Origin of the sequence: Streptomyces sp. NBC_01471, from assembly GCF_041438865.1 — a bacterium.
Classification (GTDB): domain Bacteria; phylum Actinomycetota; class Actinomycetes; order Streptomycetales; family Streptomycetaceae; genus Streptomyces.
On the sequence record NZ_CP109450.1, the window covers coordinates 5835776 to 5851456 of the forward strand.

Annotated in this window: 15 protein-coding genes, 1 pseudogene and 1 riboswitch; of the genes and pseudogenes, 7 read left to right on the forward strand and 9 right to left on the reverse strand. The window is 72.5% G+C overall.

The genetic code is table 11. The annotated features are described in order from the left end of the window. Nucleotides 1-22 precede the first annotated feature (22 nt). From OG285_RS26150 to OG285_RS26180, 7 genes are all read right to left on the reverse strand, one after another. Nucleotides 23-1624, reverse strand: coding sequence for an ATP-binding cassette domain-containing protein (locus OG285_RS26150; protein WP_356825371.1), 1602 nt, complete (start codon nucleotides 1622-1624; stop codon nucleotides 23-25). Continuing rightward, complete coding sequence (locus tag OG285_RS26155; protein ID WP_371792401.1) at nucleotides 1621-2748, reverse strand: energy-coupling factor transporter transmembrane component T; 1128 nt, start codon at nucleotides 2746-2748, stop codon at nucleotides 1621-1623. The genes OG285_RS26150 and OG285_RS26155 overlap by 4 nt, the downstream gene beginning before the upstream one ends. Then, a complete protein-coding gene (locus OG285_RS26160) occupies nucleotides 2745-3461 on the reverse strand; it encodes an SCO2322 family protein (RefSeq protein ID WP_371792402.1) in 717 nt (238 codons plus the stop codon). The genes OG285_RS26155 and OG285_RS26160 overlap by 4 nt, the downstream gene beginning before the upstream one ends. Beyond that, on the reverse strand, nucleotides 3461-4666 hold the full coding sequence (locus tag OG285_RS26165) for a prenyltransferase/squalene oxidase repeat-containing protein (protein ID WP_371792403.1): 1206 nt from the start codon (nucleotides 4664-4666) through the stop codon (nucleotides 3461-3463). Before OG285_RS26165 ends, OG285_RS26160 begins: the two co-directional genes overlap by 1 nt. Nucleotides 4667-4780: 114 nt before the next feature. Beyond that, nucleotides 4781-4907: riboswitch (cobalamin riboswitch) on the reverse strand. A 146-nt stretch (nucleotides 4908-5053) separates the two neighbouring features. Next, complete coding sequence (locus OG285_RS26170) at nucleotides 5054-6238, reverse strand: flotillin family protein (RefSeq protein ID WP_371792404.1); 1185 nt, start codon at nucleotides 6236-6238, stop codon at nucleotides 5054-5056. Nucleotides 6239-6249: 11 nt separating this feature from the next. Next, nucleotides 6250-6510 carry a hypothetical protein gene (locus OG285_RS26175; protein WP_356825363.1) on the reverse strand — a complete coding sequence of 87 codons (261 nt, stop codon included), beginning with the start codon at nucleotides 6508-6510 and terminating at the stop codon, nucleotides 6250-6252. Between the two features lie 195 nt (nucleotides 6511-6705). Beyond that, complete coding sequence (locus OG285_RS26180) at nucleotides 6706-7752, reverse strand: MBL fold metallo-hydrolase (RefSeq protein ID WP_356825361.1); 1047 nt, start codon at nucleotides 7750-7752, stop codon at nucleotides 6706-6708. A 202-nt stretch (nucleotides 7753-7954) separates the two neighbouring features. Here OG285_RS26180 and OG285_RS26185 point away from each other — a divergent pair, with 202 nt between their 5' ends. Together OG285_RS26185 and OG285_RS26190 are read left to right on the forward strand one after the other, a co-directional pair. Beyond that, nucleotides 7955-9430 (forward strand): aldehyde dehydrogenase, encoded by a 1476-nt coding sequence (locus OG285_RS26185; protein WP_371792405.1) that lies wholly within the window; start codon nucleotides 7955-7957, stop codon nucleotides 9428-9430. Beyond that, nucleotides 9430-9663, forward strand: coding sequence for a ferredoxin (locus OG285_RS26190; RefSeq protein ID WP_356825357.1), 234 nt, complete (start codon nucleotides 9430-9432; stop codon nucleotides 9661-9663). The genes OG285_RS26185 and OG285_RS26190 overlap by 1 nt, the downstream gene beginning before the upstream one ends. A 27-nt stretch (nucleotides 9664-9690) precedes the next feature. Here OG285_RS26190 and OG285_RS26195 read toward each other — a convergent pair whose 3' ends face one another. Then, the gene (locus OG285_RS26195) at nucleotides 9691-10332 is read right to left on the reverse strand and encodes a TetR family transcriptional regulator (RefSeq protein ID WP_356825355.1); all 642 of its coding nucleotides are present in this window, start codon (nucleotides 10330-10332) and stop codon (nucleotides 9691-9693) included. Between the two features lie 208 nt (nucleotides 10333-10540). On the opposite strand from OG285_RS26195, the gene OG285_RS26200 reads away from it, so the two are divergent. From OG285_RS26200 to OG285_RS26210, 3 genes are read left to right on the forward strand one after another with little or no spacing between them, the layout of a single operon-like run. After that, complete coding sequence (locus tag OG285_RS26200) at nucleotides 10541-11863, forward strand: glycosyltransferase family 4 protein (RefSeq protein ID WP_371792406.1); 1323 nt, start codon at nucleotides 10541-10543, stop codon at nucleotides 11861-11863. A gap of 45 nt (nucleotides 11864-11908) precedes the next feature. Then, complete coding sequence (locus tag OG285_RS26205) at nucleotides 11909-12640, forward strand: class I SAM-dependent methyltransferase (RefSeq protein WP_164265932.1); 732 nt, start codon at nucleotides 11909-11911, stop codon at nucleotides 12638-12640. After that, the gene (locus OG285_RS26210) at nucleotides 12637-13716 is read left to right on the forward strand and encodes a prenyltransferase/squalene oxidase repeat-containing protein (RefSeq protein ID WP_356825350.1); all 1080 of its coding nucleotides are present in this window, start codon (nucleotides 12637-12639) and stop codon (nucleotides 13714-13716) included. The genes OG285_RS26205 and OG285_RS26210 overlap by 4 nt, the downstream gene beginning before the upstream one ends. 12 nt (nucleotides 13717-13728) lie before the next feature. Here OG285_RS26210 and OG285_RS26215 read toward each other — a convergent pair whose 3' ends face one another. Next, nucleotides 13729-14019: a hypothetical protein gene (locus OG285_RS26215; protein ID WP_356825348.1), complete on the reverse strand. Its 291-nt coding sequence runs from the start codon at nucleotides 14017-14019 to the stop codon at nucleotides 13729-13731. A 204-nt stretch (nucleotides 14020-14223) separates the two neighbouring features. On the opposite strand from OG285_RS26215, the gene OG285_RS26220 reads away from it, so the two are divergent. Then, on the forward strand, nucleotides 14224-14784 hold the full coding sequence (locus tag OG285_RS26220; protein ID WP_356825346.1) for a hypothetical protein: 561 nt from the start codon (nucleotides 14224-14226) through the stop codon (nucleotides 14782-14784). Between the two features lie 59 nt (nucleotides 14785-14843). Further along, nucleotides 14844-15617 (forward strand): annotated as a pseudogene (locus tag OG285_RS26225) (maleylpyruvate isomerase family mycothiol-dependent enzyme); the annotation flags it as partial. Nucleotides 15618-15681: the final 64 nt, after the last annotated feature.

Sequence of the window (15681 nt, forward strand, 5' to 3'; positions counted from 1 at the left end):
CGGGGCCCGAGCCCGACGGCTCTCACAGCGCCTCCCGTACCTGGGCCACCGTCAGCCAGTCCTGCGGCGCGAGGATCTTCGAGACCTGTGGGGCGAAGGACGGCGAGGACACCACGACCTCCGGTGTCGGCCCGTCCGCGACGATCTCGCCGTCGGCCAGGATGACCACCCGGTGGGCGAGCTCGGCGGCCAGTTCCACGTCGTGGGTGGCGAGCACGATGGCGTGCCCGTCCCGGGCCAGCGCGCGCAGCACCCCGACGAGGCGGCTCTTCGCCGCGTAGTCCAGACCGCGCGTCGGCTCGTCGAGCAGCAGCAGCGGGGGGCGCCCGGTCAGCACGATCGCCAGCGCCAGAGCGAGGCGCTGCCCTTCGGAGAGATCACGCGGATGGATGGAGTCCGGAACACCGGGGAGCAGTTCGGAGACCAGGGCCCGGCAACTGCCGGGGTCCGCGCCCGCGTCCGCGTCGGCCGCCGCGCACTCCGCGCCGACCGTGTCCGCGTACAGCAGATCGCGCGGCTCCTGCGGGACGAGCCCCACCCGGCGGATCATCTCGCGCGGCGCGGTCCGGTGCGGGGTCTTCCCGCCGACCAGGACCGACCCGGACGACGGCTCGTGCATCCCGACGAACGTGCCGAGCAGCGTGGACTTGCCCGCGCCGTTGCGTCCCATCAGGGCGACCGTCTCGCCGGGCCGCACCGAGAGGGAGACCTGCCGCAGCGCCTCGATCCGCCCGCGCCGCAGGCCCAGCCGCTCCGCTGTGGCGACGGGCCCGGCCGGCGGGGGAGCGGGCGGGTCCGTGCGGACGCGGTCCGCCAACCGCTCGCGCAGCGCCGCGGCCCGGCGTCTGGCGTCCCGTACGGACAGCGGCAGCGGATCCCAGCCCGCCAGCCTGCCCAGCGCCACGACCGGCGGGAACACCGGGGACACCGCCATCACATCGGCGGGCACGCCGAGCACCGGAGCCTCGCCGGGGCCGGGCAGCAGGATCACCTGGTCCGCGTACTGCACCACCCGCTCCAGCCGGTGCTCGGCCATCAGCACGGTCGTGCCCAGGTCGTGCACCAGCCGTTGCAGGACGGCCAGCACCTCTTCGGCCGCCGCCGGGTCCAGCGCGGACGTCGGTTCGTCGAGCACCAGCACCTTGGGGTGCGGGGTCAGCACGGAGCCGATCGCGACCCGCTGCTGCTGACCGCCGGAGAGCGTCGCGATCGGGCGGTCGCGCAGTTCGGTGAGGCCCAGCAGATCGAGGGTCTCCTCCACCCGCCTGCGCATCACGTCCGGGGCGACACCAAGTGACTCCATGCCGTACGCCAGCTCGTCCTCGACCGTGTCCGTGACGAAGTGGGCCAGCGGGTCCTGGCCCACCGTCCCCACCAGATCGGCGAGTTCGCGCGGTTTGTGGGTCCGGGTGTCCCGGCCGTCGACGGTGACCCGGCCGCGCAGCACCCCGCCCGTGAAGTGCGGCACCAGACCGGACACCGCGCCGAGCAGCGTGGACTTGCCGACACCGGAGGGGCCGACGAGCAGCACCAGCTCCCCCTCGGGCACGGTCAGGTCGACCCCCTGCACGGCGGGCTCCCGGGCATCGGCGTAGGTGACCGACACCTGCTCGAACCGGATCACTGCTGCCTCTCCTTGGATACGGGTACGGGTGCGGGTACGGGTACCGGGGCCACGAAGGCGGGCACCAGTCCGATCAGCACCGAGGCCGCCGGCCACAGCGGCAGCACCGGGGCGACGAGCGGGACCACACCGGGGTGCAGGGCCGCCGTGTCGCGGCCGCCCGCCCAGATCATCAACGCGGCCACGGCGACCCCCGAGCCCGCGACCAGCCAGGCGCGCGGGCCCCACCGGTCCGGCCGGTAGCGGGTCCGCACGGACCGGCGGCCCCCCAGCCTGAGCCCGGCCAGTGCCGCCAGCACTCCCATGCCCAGCACTGGCAGGCCGTACGAGGCGCCCTCGGCGGCCAGCAGACCGTACGTCCCCGCACAGACCCCGAGCAGTCCGCCGAGCGTCAGCACGGTGGTGGTGTGCCGGACCGCACGCGGCACCTGCGCCGTCCTGCCGTAGCCGCGTGCGTCCATCGACGCCGCCACGGCGACCGACCGCTCCAGCGCGCCTTCGAGCACCGGCAGCCCGATCTGCAGGACCGCCCTGACCCCGCCGGTGGGACGGCCGCGCAGCCGTCGCGCGGTGCGCAGCCGCACCACGTCGGCCACCATGTTCGGCGCGAAGGTCATCGCGACGACGACGGCCACCCCGACCTCGTAGAGGGCGCCCGGCAGGGACTTGAGGAGCCGGGCCGGGTTGGCGAGCGCGTTGGCCGCGCCTACACAGATCAGCAGGGTGGCCAGCTTGGCGCCGTCGTACAGAGCGAAGACCAGCTGCTCGGCCGTCACGCGCCCACCGATCCGTACCCCCTGCGCCCAGTGCGGCAGCGGGAGTTCCGGCAGCGTGAACAGCGTGTGCGAGCCGGGGACCGGCGAGCCGAGCACGACCGAGAACACCAGCCGGATGCCGATGACGAACAGCCCGAGCCGCACGAACGTGCCGTACGAGCGGGCCCACGGCGCGGCCGTGCGCCGGGCCGCCACCACATAGCCCGCCACGCCGACCAGCAGGCCGAGCAGCAGCGGGTTGGTGGTGCGGGACGCGGCGGTGGCGAGCCCGAGGGCCCACAGCCACCAGGCCCCGGCATGCAGGGCGTTGCTGCGGCCGACGGCGGGGGCCCGGAGCGACACCGTCATCCGCTGGTGCGCCTGCGGCGTGCCTGCCATACACCGGCCGCGCCGAGCACGACCACCGCGGCGATCCCGCCGACGAGTCCCGCGGAGGGCCCGCCGCTGTCGCCGCTGTCGTTCTGTGCGGCGTTGCCGGCCGGTGTCTCGCTGCCGCCCTTCCGGGTCTGCGAGACCTGCTCGCCGCAGCCGGTCCTCGGATAGCCGGCGATCGAGCAGAGCAGCGCGTCGCTGTTGTACCGCAGCGGTTTGGCGACGGCGGCGAGCGCCTCCGCGCTGGTCGCGTCCCCGCCGACCCGCGCGCACACGGTGCGCTCGGCGGGCGGCTTCTCGCCGCCCGGCGCGTCCGCCGCCGTACCGAAGTCGATGACCAGCGCGATGCGCTTCGAGCCGCCATCGGCCGGGGTCTTCGCGCAGATGCCGTCGAAGGTGAGAGGGGTGTGCGCGGGGACGCGCGGTTTGCTCGCGTCCTGGGAGTCCGCGCTGACGGCGAAGCGGAAGCCCTGAACGTCCCCGTCGGCGGGCCGGGCCGTCGACGGGCCCTGGGTGGCGTACTGCCAGCCACTGCCCGCGCGGTCCCAGAACGACCAGTACCGGTACCCGGCGGCCTGCGCGGGAGCCGCCCCGAGCGCCGTGAGCGCCGCGCCCACCGCGACGGCCAGGGCGACCAGCCGTACGGAACCTGACCGCACGCGGTGCGTGGGGAGTGTCGGGCGGCGCATCAGGCCTGCCGCTTCCTGCCGCGCGTGCTGAGCAGGAAGCCGATCCCGATCCCGGCGACCAGACCGACACCGACGATCCACCAGACGCTGACGCCCGAGCTGTCGCTGTCCTTCTTCGAGTCGGCCGCCTTCGCCGAGGACGCGGGGGCGGGGCCGGTCGCGTTGAGCTGCTTGACCAGGTCCGCGCCGCCGAAGTCGTGCGGGTCGACCCCGTTCGCCCGGGCCGCGAAGATCAGCTGGGCGTATGCGGCGGGGCCGCTCTGCCGGGCCCATCCCGCCGCGTGCTGCTCCAGCCACGCGAGCGGCTGCCTGGCCTGCGCGGTGAGGCCGTCGGCGCCGAGCGCGGTCACCGCGTCGGCGGTGTTGCCGTAGTCGGGCTGGTCCTCGGCGCCCGGCATCGCGGACTTGAGATAGGCCTTCCCCGCGGTCGCCCCGGCGAGGTAGGTGGCGCCGTTGTGCGCGGCCTGGGCGGGCGAAGAGGCGTTCAGGCAGCCGGTGCCGCCGACGTCCTTGCCGCCGGGGCGCGGTGCCAGGCCGGAGCCCAGGGTGCCCAGCACGGCGGCGCCCGTCGCGTCGGCGTTCGCGAACAGCTTCCCCGACTTCTTGTCGGGCTGGTACGCGAAGCCGCCGCCGCCCTCCTTGGCGTCGCACGGGAGCGAGAGCGAGACCAGCATCTTCTCCGCCTTCGCCGTCGGCTCCCCGGCCGCGGCGAGCGCGCCGATCACCACCGACGTGGAGTTCGCGTCGCTCGCGCCGCCCGGGTTGTAGCTCCAGCCGCCGTCCTTGCCCGCCACCGACTTCAGCCAGCCGGCGCCCTTCTTCACGGCGGCGTCGTGCCCGCCGAGCGCCTTCAGCGCCTGGACGGCGGCCGCGGTGGCGTTGGTGTCCAGGAGTTCCTTCCCGTCGCACGGCTTCGTCACGTCGGCGCGGAAGGAGGTGAAGGCGCCGTCGGCGCACTGCTGGCCGGTCAGCCAGTCGACGGCCTTCGCGGCGGGGCGGACCCCGGTGGCGTCCTGCGCGATCAGCGCGAGGGACTGCCGCCAGACCCCGTCGTACTTGGGGTCCGTCTTGCCGTACAGGCCGGAGGGGAGCACCGGGGACGCCGAGGCCGACGGCGAGGCGGAGTCGGCGAAGGCCGTCGGGGCAGCGGCCGCGCAGAGTATGGCGGATGCGGCCAGCGCGGTGGCGCTGCGGCGAAGGGTCATGGCGGGCGGGGCCTCTCCTGCGGGGAAGCCGGGACACGGGCCCACTCAGGCACCGGGGCTCCGGCTCCGTATACCTCGACGGTGCCGGCCACCGGAGGCTTCCGGTGGCACGAGCCGGTCACTTCCGTACAGGGCGGTCCGGCTCACCACCGGAGGTGGTTACGGTTGCGGGGTCAGCGCCGGGATTGCACCGGCTTCTCCCCGTGCGGGTGTGATGACGACCTTCCCACTGTACCGGCCACGCCGGGAGCGGCTCCGGGGGCGGGGCACGGCCGCACCTCCGGGCACGACGACGGACGGCAACGGACGGCGGCGCACCACTGGATCCGGTGCGCCGCCGTCCGTTGCCGCTCCGTACGGCCCGGGCCGCAGGGTCCTGCCGGTCGCCTACTTGATGTCGATCGGGCCGTTGTCGCCGTTGTCGTTGCCGGACTTCCCGCCGAGGTAGCGCTGGATCTCCGCGCCCCGGCCGCCCTGGTGGGCGTCGTCGTCCTGCGCGCCCAGGTTCTTCCGTACCGAGTCGAGGATCGTCAGACCCTGGCCCACCAGACCGGCCGCGATCTCGCCCAGGCCGTCCGCGCCGTTGAGCACGTTGACATTGGCGCCCGCGAGACCGGACGCGGCCTCCTTGACGATCTGCGGGAGCTGGTCGATCAGCATCCGGTCGAGCGCCACCCGGTCGTAGGAGGCGGCCGCCGCGGCCTGGATCTTCATCCGCTCGGCCTCGGCCACGGCCAGCACCCTGATCCGCTCCGCGTCCGCCTCGGCGGGCTTCACGATCTCGGCGACGAGCTGCTGCTGGCGCAACTGGGCGGCGCGCTCGGCCAGTTCGGTCTGGGCCGCGAGCACCTCCTGCTGCGCGTGCGCCTGGGCCAGCGGACCCGCCTGGGCTGCCTCGGCCTGCGCCCGGTCCACCTCGGCCGAGTACTGCGCCTGCACGACGGCGGTCTGCCGCGCGTACTCGGCCTGGTTACGGGTGGCTTCCTGCTGCGCCTCGACGGAAGCCTGGGTGGCCTGGGCCTGGGCGATCTGCGCCTGCCGCTGGATGGCCGCCGTGTGCGGGGCGGACATCGCCGAGATGTAGCCGGTCTCGCCGTCGTCGATGGACTGGATCTGGAGCGAGTCCACGATCAGGCCGATCTTGGCCATCTCCGTCTTGGAGGTCTCCAGCACCTCGGTGGCGAGCTTCTGGCGCTCGGTGACGATCTCCTCGACGGTCATCGAGCCGATGATCGACCGCAGATGGCCGGAGAAGATCCGGCCGGTCAGTACCGACATCTGGTCCTGGTCGGAGAGGAAGCGCTGGCCGGCGTTGACGATGCTCTCGGTGTCGTTGCCGACCTTGAACGCGATGACGGCCCGCACGGTCAGCACGATGCCCTGCCGCGTCACGCAGGTCTCGGCGACCTCCGCCTCGCACATCGCGAGCGTCAGGAAGCGGGTCTTGCGGAAGACCGGAAGTACGAACTTGCCGTGGCCGGTCACGACCCTGAAGGGTGCACCGCCCAGACCACGCCTGCCTCCGGAGATGAGCATGGCCTCATCCGGCGCTGGAACGCGATAACCCAACATCCTTGGTCTCCTTAGTCGGTGTCGCCGGGGTCGAGGGTCAGCGCATCCAGCGGATCCACGGGATCGGCCCACTCGATGACGTCGACCTGGCGAGTACCACGGGATTCGATCACGAGCACTGTCGCCCCGTACGACAAGGGCTCTTCGGACCAGGCGAGAAAGGCTTCCCAGCCGCCTCTGACCTGGACCAGAACCTCACCGGGGCCGGCGGATCCGCGCGTGGCAAGGATCAGCTTCCCCGTGCAGCCGATCACAGCCTCGTCCGGCGCCATCGGCGGCCGCCCCCCTCGTGATGTGCGGTACTGAATGCATGACCCTAACGCTACTCCGACCAGCGGACTATCCTCCGCTGGTCCTGAGTTCGGCCGCGGCCGGGACGCGGATGACGGCCCCCCGGCCGACCGTCATCCGGGGCGGTCGCCCGCCCTCTCGTGCCGTGCCGGAAGGACCGGGAGGGATGTTCCCTGCTATACCGCCACATAGGTGACGGGATCGCTGCCGGTGAGGGCTTCCGCGCGCCCCAGTTTCACCAGCCGCCGCAGATGGGCCTCGGCCTCCGAGACCGCGATGTTGCGCGAGCCGTGCGGAATCTGCTCCCACGGGCGGTTCCACTCCATCCGCTCGGCGATCTGCCAGGGGGTGAGCGGCCGGGCCAGCAGGGTCAGCAGGTCCCGGAGCCGGTCCTCGTGGTGGGCGAGCAACTCCCTTACCCGGCCCGCCGCGTCGGTGAAGGCGTACTGATGGGCGGGGAGCACCTCGGCGGGGGCCAGCCGGCCGATCCGCTCCAGTGAGTCCAGATAGTCGCCGAGGGGATCCCCCCGGTCGGTGACCGCGGCGTCGTCCGGGTCCTCGTAGAGCCCGATGTGCGGGGTGATGCCCGGCAGCAGATGGTCCCCCGAGAAGAGCCGCCCGTTGCCGGGGCGGTTCGCCGGGTGTTCCTCGTCCAGGTGGAGGCAGACATGGCCCGGGGTGTGGCCGGGTGTCCAGATGGCGCGGAGCCTGCGGCCGGGCAGCGGAAGCAGGTCGCCGGGGACGATCTCCCGGTCGGGAACGGCGGCCCGCAGCCCCGGGAGCGTCCGCGTCCGGCCGGACGCGCGGGCCCGGCGCAGCGGCGCGATGTGCTCGTCGGGCGCCCCGGCGGCGGCGAGTTTCCGGGTGAGGTACTCCAGCCAGACCGCCGGTTCGGTGTCCCGGCTTCGCTTGACGATCTCGGTGTCGGCGGCGTGCATCGCGAGCCAGGCCCCGGACGCCTCGCGCACCTGGCCGGAGAGGCCGTGGTGGTCGGGGTGGTGGTGGGTGATCAGGACGCCGTGGATGTCCGTGACGGAGAGGGAGAGGTCCGCCAGGCCCGCGGCCAGCGCGTCCCAGGACGTGGGGTCGTCCCAGCCGGTGTCGATCAGTACGGGGCCGCGGTCCGTCTCGACGACGTGGACCAGGGTGTGGCCCAGGGGATTGTCGGGGATCGGGACCTCGATGGACCAGACGCCCCCGCCGTGCTCGGTCACCTGCGCCATGGCGTCCTCAACTTTCGTCCGGGGCACGGCCTTTGGGCCGCGGTCTTGCTCGCGCGGCCCACTATAACTAGAACCGGTTCCAATAGCCCCGCCGGTCCGGCCCGGGTGGCCCTGGCGGCCCCCGGGGGTTCCGGATGCGAAGTAGAACTGGTATCAGTTTCTGATACAGCGTCAGAAAGTGTCCCCCGGGAGGCAGTCAGTCATGACCGAGCTTGTGGAACACCGACAGCTCTTCATCGGCGGGGAGTGGGCGCAACCACTCGGCACCGACGTCATCGAAGTCGTCTCGCCCCACACCGAGCAGGTCATCGGGCGCGTACCGCACGCCTGCGAGGCCGATGTGGACCGCGCTGTCGCCGTGGCGCGGCAGGCGTTCGACGAGGGCCCCTGGCCCCGGATGTCACTGGACGAGCGGATCGAGGTGATCACCCGGATCAAGGACGCGTTCGCCGTGCGGTACGAGGAGATCGCCCGCGTCATCAGCTCGCAGAACGGCACCCCGTACACCTCCAGCGTCATGGTGCAGGCGCTCGCCGCGATGATGGTGTGGGAGGCGGCGATCACGACCGCCCGCGCCTTCCCGTACGAGGAGAGCCGGGACGGTGTCCTCGGCAAGCTGCTCGTACGGCGTGAGCCGGTCGGGGTGGTGGCCGCGGTGGTGCCGTGGAACGTCCCGCAGTTCACGGCCGCCGCCAAGCTCGCCCCCGCGCTGCTCGCCGGCTGCCCCGCGATCCTGAAGGTCTCGCCGGAGACCCCGCTGGACGCCTATGTGCTCGCCGACATCGTCTGTGAGGCCGGGCTGCCGAAGGGGGTGCTGTCGATCCTCCCGGCCGACCGCGAGGTGAGCGAGTACCTGGTCGGCCACCCCGGCGTCGACAAGGTGTCCTTCACCGGATCGGTCGCCGCGGGCAAGCGCGTGATGGAGGTCGCGGCGCGCAATCTGACCCGGGTGACCCTGGAGCTGGGCGGCAAGTCGGCGGCGATCATCCTGCCCGACGCGGACCTGGAGTCGGCGGTCGCGGGCATCGTGCCGTTCGCCTGGATGATCAACGGGCAGGCGTGTGTCGCCCAGACCCGGATCCTGGTCCCGCGCAGCCGGTACGACGAGATCGCCGAGGCGTTCGCCGCGGCGGCGGGCGCGCTCAAGGTCGGCGACCCGCTGGACCCGGCGACCGAGGTCGGCCCACTGGTGGCGCGCCGCCAGCAGCAGCGCTCACTGGACTACATCCGCATCGGCCAGGACGAGGGCGCCAAGATCCTCACCGGCGGCGGCCGCCCGGCGGCCCCCGGCGGCGGCTGGTACGTCGAGCCGACGCTCTTCGGCGATGTCGACAACTCGATGCGGATCGCCCGCGAGGAGATCTTCGGTCCGGTGATCTGCCTGCTGCCCTACGGCGACGAGGAGGAGGCCGTGAAGATCGCCAACGACTCCGAGTACGGGCTCAGCGGCAGTGTGTGGACGGCGGACGTCGAGCACGGTATAGAGATCGCGCGCCGGGTCAGGACGGGCACGTACAGCGTGAACACCTTCAGCCTGGACATGCTCGGGCCGTTCGGCGGCTACAAGAACTCCGGAGTGGGCCGGGAGTTCGGGCCCGAGGGGTACGGCGAGTACTTCGAGCACAAGATGATCCACCTCCCCGCCGGGTACGAACCGGCCCCGGGCGAGGCGGAGTAATGGGGGACCGCTGGCACGTGGAGGTCGACCGGTCCGTCTGCATCGGCTCCGGGATGTGTGTGAACCACGCACCGGACGGCTTCGCACTCGACTCGGCGCGCCAGTCCCACCCGCGGTCGCCGGAGACCGATGCCGGCGAGAAGGTGCTGGCCGCGGCCGAGGGCTGCCCGGTCGAGGCCATCATCATCACCTTGCTGGAGAGCGGCGAGACGGTCTTCCCGCCCGACGAGTAGCGCTTGTGGAGACGGTCCGAGCAGCCCTCAGGGCGCCGCGGTCCGGTCCGGGCCGCTGTCCGGGCCGCCGTCCGGGCCGGTCAGGTCGATCAGCCGGCAGACCGTTTCGATGTCGATCTTCACCTGGGCGATCGAGGCCCGCCCGGACAGCCAGGTGATCAGCGCGGAGTGCCAGGTGTGCTCGATGACCCGGACGGCCGAGAGCTGCTCGGGCGTGGGGTGCTCCAGGCCCATCGCGTCCAGGATGATCGCCGTCGTCAGACGGGAGACGGTGTCCACCTCGGGGCTGACGCTCCGGTCGGCGAAGGTCAGCGCCCGCACCATCGCGTCCGCCAGATGCGGCTCGCGCTGGAGCGCGCGGAAGGCACCCATCAGCGTCGACGCGACGCGCTCGGCGGGGGTGTCGCCGGCGGGAGGCCGCTTGCGGAGGGCGGTGTGCAGGTGCTGGAGCTGGTCCTGCATGGTGGCGACCAGCAGATGGATCTTGGAGGGGAAGTACCGGTAGAGCGTGCCGAGCGCCACCGACGAGTCCTCGGCGACCTCACGCATCTGCACCGCCTCGAAGCCGCCGCGGCTGGCCAGCTGGGCGCTCGCGTGCAGAATCCTGCGGCGGCGCGCCTCCTGCCGCTCCGTCAGCGGTGGCGACGCGGGCCTGGCTTCCACAGTCATCTGTCCCATCCGATCCCGCCGTGGCGCGAATCACCTGATCCGGCTGTTACGACGGTGCTACCTGCCGGTAGATTCGAAGCTCATTGAACGATCAAGTCTGGCTGAGTTCTTCCGGGGGCACCCTCGGGCCCCAGGCTTGCAAGAACTTGTTCTAGATTAGCGTGAGCGACTACGCTCCGCCGGGACTGCCGCGAGAAGGGGGCCGAGTGTGACCGCTGAGGCCATAGAAGCGGGCCCCCTTGCCGGTGGATCCGCCACCGGCGCCCAGGGCCCGCTGCGCATCGCGTTCCTCACGTACAAGGGCAATCCTTTCTGCGGAGGCCAGGGCGTCTACGCCCGGCACCTCTCGCGGGAGCTGGCCCGGCTCGGCCACAGTGTCGAGGTGATCGGTGCCCAGCCCTTCCCGGTGCTGGACGAGGGCGTACCGCTCACCGAACTGCCCAGCCTCGACCTCTACCGCAGCCCGGACCCCTTCCGTACCCCCGGACGTGGCGAGTACCGCGACTGGATCGACGCGGTCGAGGTGGGCACCATGTGGACCGGCGGCTTCCCGGAGCCGCTGACCTTCTCGCTGCGCGCCCGGCGCCATCTCCTGGCCAGGCGCGGCGAGTTCGACGTCATCCACGACAACCAGACCCTCGGCTACGGACTGCTCGGCGACCTCGGCGCGCCGCTGGTCACCACCGTCCACCACCCCATCACCGTCGACCGGCGGCTCGACCTGGCGGCCGCCGACGGCTGGCGCCGCCGCGCCTCCGTGCGCCGCTGGTACGGCTTCACCCGCATGCAGAAGCGGGTCGCCCGCAGGCTGCCGTCCGTCCTGACCGTCTCCGGCTCCTCGCAGCAGGAGATCATCGAGGACCTCGGCGTGCGCGAGGACCGCATCCACGTCGTGCACATCGGCGCCGACACCGAACTCTGGTCGCCCGACCCGGCCGTGGCCGAGGTGCCCGGCCGGATCGTGACGACATCGAGCGCCGACGTACCGCTCAAGGGCCTGGTCCATCTGGTCGAGGCGCTCGCCAAGCTCCGTACCGAGCACCCCGCCGCCCACCTCGTCGTCGTCGGCAAACGCGCCGAGGACGGGCCGGTCGCGCAGGCCATCGAACGGTACGGACTCGACGGGGCGGTCCGGTTCGTCAAGGGCATCAGCGACCAGGAGCTGGTCGACCTGGTGCGCGGCGCGCAGATCGCCTGTGTGCCCTCGCTCTACGAAGGTTTCTCGCTGCCCGCGGCCGAGGCCATGGCCACCGGCACCCCGCTGGTCGCGACGACCGGCGGCGCCATCCCCGAAGTCACGGGCGCCGACGGCGAGACCTGCCTCGCGGTGCCCCCGGGCGATGCGGGCGCGCTGGCCGCCGCCCTGTCCCGGCTGCTCGCCGACCCCGTGCTCCGCGCCCGCCTCGGTGCGGCGGGGCGCGAACGCGTCCTGGCCCGCTTCACCTGGAAGCAGGCCGCCATCGGTACGGCGGAGCGCTACCGCGAAGCCATCGCGGCCCGCCGCCCCGGCGCCCCGTCCGTACCGGCGTAGGCCGTACCCCCTCCCATCCTCCTAGCGAAGAAGGCAGACCCCCCCGTGCTGACCGTGGACTTCTCCCGCTTCCCGCTCGCTCCGGGCGACCGCGTGCTCGACCTCGGCTGCGGCGCGGGCAGGCATGCCTTCGAGTGCTACCGGCGCGGTGCGCAGGTGGTGGCACTCGACCAGAACGGCGAGGAGATCCGCGAAGTCGCCAAGTGGTTCGCCGCCATGAAGGAGGAGGGCGAGGCCCCGGCGGGCGCCACCGCCACCGCCATGGAGGGAGACGCGCTCAACCTGCCGTTCCCCGACGCCTCCTTCGACGTCGTGATCATCTCCGAGGTCATGGAGCACATCCCGGACGACAAGGGAGTGCTCGCCGAGATGGTGCGGGTGCTGAAGCCCGGCGGCCGGATCGCGATCACCGTGCCCCGGTACGGACCCGAGAAGGTCTGCTGGGCGCTCTCCGACGCCTACCACGAGGTCGAGGGCGGCCACATCCGGATCTACAAGGCGGACGAGCTGCTCGGCAAGATCCGCGAGGCGGGTCTCCGCCCGTACGGCAGCCACCACGCGCACGCCCTGCACGCACCGTACTGGTGGCTCAAGTGCGCGTTCGGCGTCGACAACGACAAGGCGCTGCCGGTCCGCGCCTACCACCAGCTGCTGGTCTGGGACATCATGAAGAAGCCGCTCGCCACCCGGCTCGCCGAGCGCGCGCTGAACCCGGTCGTCGGCAAGAGCTTCGTGGCGTACGCGACCAAGCCGCACACGCCGCGGGTGGGCGCGTGACCTCACCGGGCCGTACGGAACATCTGGTCCTGCCCGGAGTCCTCACCGCCGAGCAGGCCGCCCGCACGGTCGCCGGGATCCTCGCCGTACAGCGCGAGGACGGTGCGATCCCGTGGTTCCGCGGACACCACCTCGACCCGTGGGACCACACCGAGGCGGCCATGGCGCTGGACGCCGCGGGCGAGCACGAGGCCGCGGAGCGTGCGTACGCCTGGCTCGCCCGGCACCAGAACGAGGACGGCTCCTGGTACGCCGCGTACCAGGACGGCGACGCGGCCCGCATCACCGACCGGGGCCGGGAGACCAACTTCTGCGCGTACGTCGCCGTGGGCGTCTGGCACCACTATCTGGCCACCGGCGACGACACGTTCGCGGACCGGATGTGGCCCGTCGTGCACGCCGCGGTCGAGTTCGTACTCCAACTCCAGCAGCCGGGCGGCGAGATCGGCTGGAAGAGGGAGCCGGCCGAGGAGGGCGGGGCGATCGTCGGGGACGCGCTGCTGACCGGTTCCTCATCGGTCTACCAGGCGCTGCGCTGTGCACTCGCGCTCGCCGATGAGCGCGAAGAGCCGCAGCCCGACTGGGAGTTGGCCACCGGCGCACTGGGGCACGCGATCCGCAGCCACCCGGAGCGCTTCCTCGACAAGAGCCGCTACTCGATGGACTGGTACTACCCGGTGCTCGGCGGCGCGGTCGGCGGGGCTGCGGCGAAGCAGCGGATCGACGCGGAGTGGGACCGCTTCGTCGTACCGGACCTCGGGGTGCGCTGTGTGCTGCCCAACAACTGGGTGACCGGCGGCGAGAGCTGTGAACTCGCCCTGACGCTCTGGGTGATGGGGGAGTCGGACCGGGCGCTGGAGATCCTCCAGTCGATCCGGCACCTGCGGGCCGACGACGGCATGTACTGGACGGGGTACGTGTTCGACGACCGGGCACTGTGGCCGCTGGAGCGCACCAGCTGGACGGCGGGATCGCTGCTGCTCGCGGTGGCCGCACTCGGGGGGGACGAGGCGACCACCGCGGTCTTCGGGGCGGAGCGGCTGCCGACCGGGCTCGAACCGGACTGCTGCCGCTGACGGGGCGGCGGCTCAGTGCCGGCGCACCCGGCCCGCGAGGAGGTGGCCGATGAAGAGGTACACGACCGCGGCCAGGCCGTAGCCCGCGACGACGCGGGCCCAGGCCTCGTCGAAGGTGAACAGGTCGCGGGACCAGCCGGCCAGCCAGTCGGCCGAGTGGTGGACGAACGTCACCAGGTCATTGGCCCGGTTCGCGTCCAGGAGATACATCAGGATCCACAGGCCCAGGATGAAGGCCATGACATCGGCGATCACCATGATGACGTTCGCCGCCGGACTGCTTCCGTTCGAATATCTGGACATGGTCGAACGTGTTGCCGCTTGTGCGTGCGTGAAACCCGCGTATGTGACACCCGCGTCCGTGGCGCCCGCGTGGGGCCGACCCGGAGGCACGGACCCCATACGGACCGTCCCGGCTCGCGGTGTCCGCGCCTCCGGGTGACGCTGCGGCAGTACGCAGGTCGCGCACCGCGCGCCCATCCACTCCCGGCCCCCCGGAGGTCCGCCGTGGTCGCCTCAGCCCCGCTCCGCCGCTCCGTCGTCGCCGTGGTCCTGTCCGGTGCGCTGCTGGCGGGTGGTACCGCATGCAGCGGCGACAGCACCAAGGACACGGCGTCTTCCTCGTCGGCGTCGTCGTCGGCGTCACCGACCAGCTCGGCCGAGAAGCAGAAACTGGCCAAGACCCGCTTCGTGGCCAACGCGGGGCTCGCTGCCGGTGCGACCTACCAGTGGATCGTGAAGCCGTACAAGAAGGGGAAGTTCAAGAAGGGCGCGGACGGCAGGACCTTCACCCTGATCAAGGCGGGGCTGGCCGGCACCTTCGCGTACAACAGACTCAAGGCCGCGCTGAACAACGCCAAGGGCGACCCGCTGCTGGCCAGGGCGGTCGCGCCGCTCTCCGCCGGCGTCGCGTCGCTGAAGAGCCTGCCCGGCAAGCTGCGCAAGGGCGACGGCGGCGCGGCGGGAAGCTTCGACAGCGTGCTCAACTCGGTGAAGGACGCGGGCAGGAGCGCGGGCGCCGAGGTCAAGAACAAGGTCCCGTCCACCGGCCAGCTGTCCGGGGGCTGACCGGACCGGCCGGCCGCATGTGTGTGTCCCCGTATGACGGCGCTGTCCAGGGTGGGGCCATGACGCTTCTGGGACATGACCAGTACTGTGACGAACTGCTGCGGCAGACAGACCTGTTCAGGGCGGCGCTGGCCGGAGCCGACCTGACGGCGACGGTGCCGACCTGCCCGGAGTGGACGCTGGGGGAGCTGTCCCGCCACGTGGGCCGCGCGCAGCGCTGGGCCGAGACGATCGTACGGACGAAGGCCACCGAGGCGGTTCCGCCCGGCCAGGTGCCGGACAGCGAGGGTCCGGCCGACGACGCCCCGGAGGCGATGGACGCCTGGCTGGCCTCGGGCGCCACGCGGCTCGCGGCGACCCTGCGGGCGGCGGGCCCCGATGCCGTGGTCTGGACGTGGGCCGCCGATCGGCGTGCCGGGTTCTGGGCGCGCCGGATGGTCCACGAGACGGCGGTGCACCGTGCGGACGCGGCCCTGACGGCCGGCGTGCCGTTCGATGTGGCGGCGGAGACCGCCGCGGACACCATCGACGAGTGGCTGGAGATCCTGGCCTTCGCCCAGGCGTCCGGCGACCCGGACGTGGCCGGGCTGCGGGGAGCGGGCCGGTCGATTCATCTGCATGCCACGGACACGGCCGGTGCGGAGTGGCTGATCGAGTTCGGCGACGACGGGTTCACCTGGCGCCGGGGGCACGAGAAGGCGACGGTGGCGCTGCGGGGGCCGCTGGCCGACGTGCTCCAGGTCTTCTACCGGCGGCTGCCCCCGGGGAGCGACCGCGTGGAGGTGCTGGGGGACCGGGAACTGCTGGACTTCTGGCTGGAGCGGGCCTCGTTCCAGGCCGCGTGGTCACTCGGGCCGCCGCGCCCCGCCCCTCGGCACAGCGGGACGGGGGGAGCCG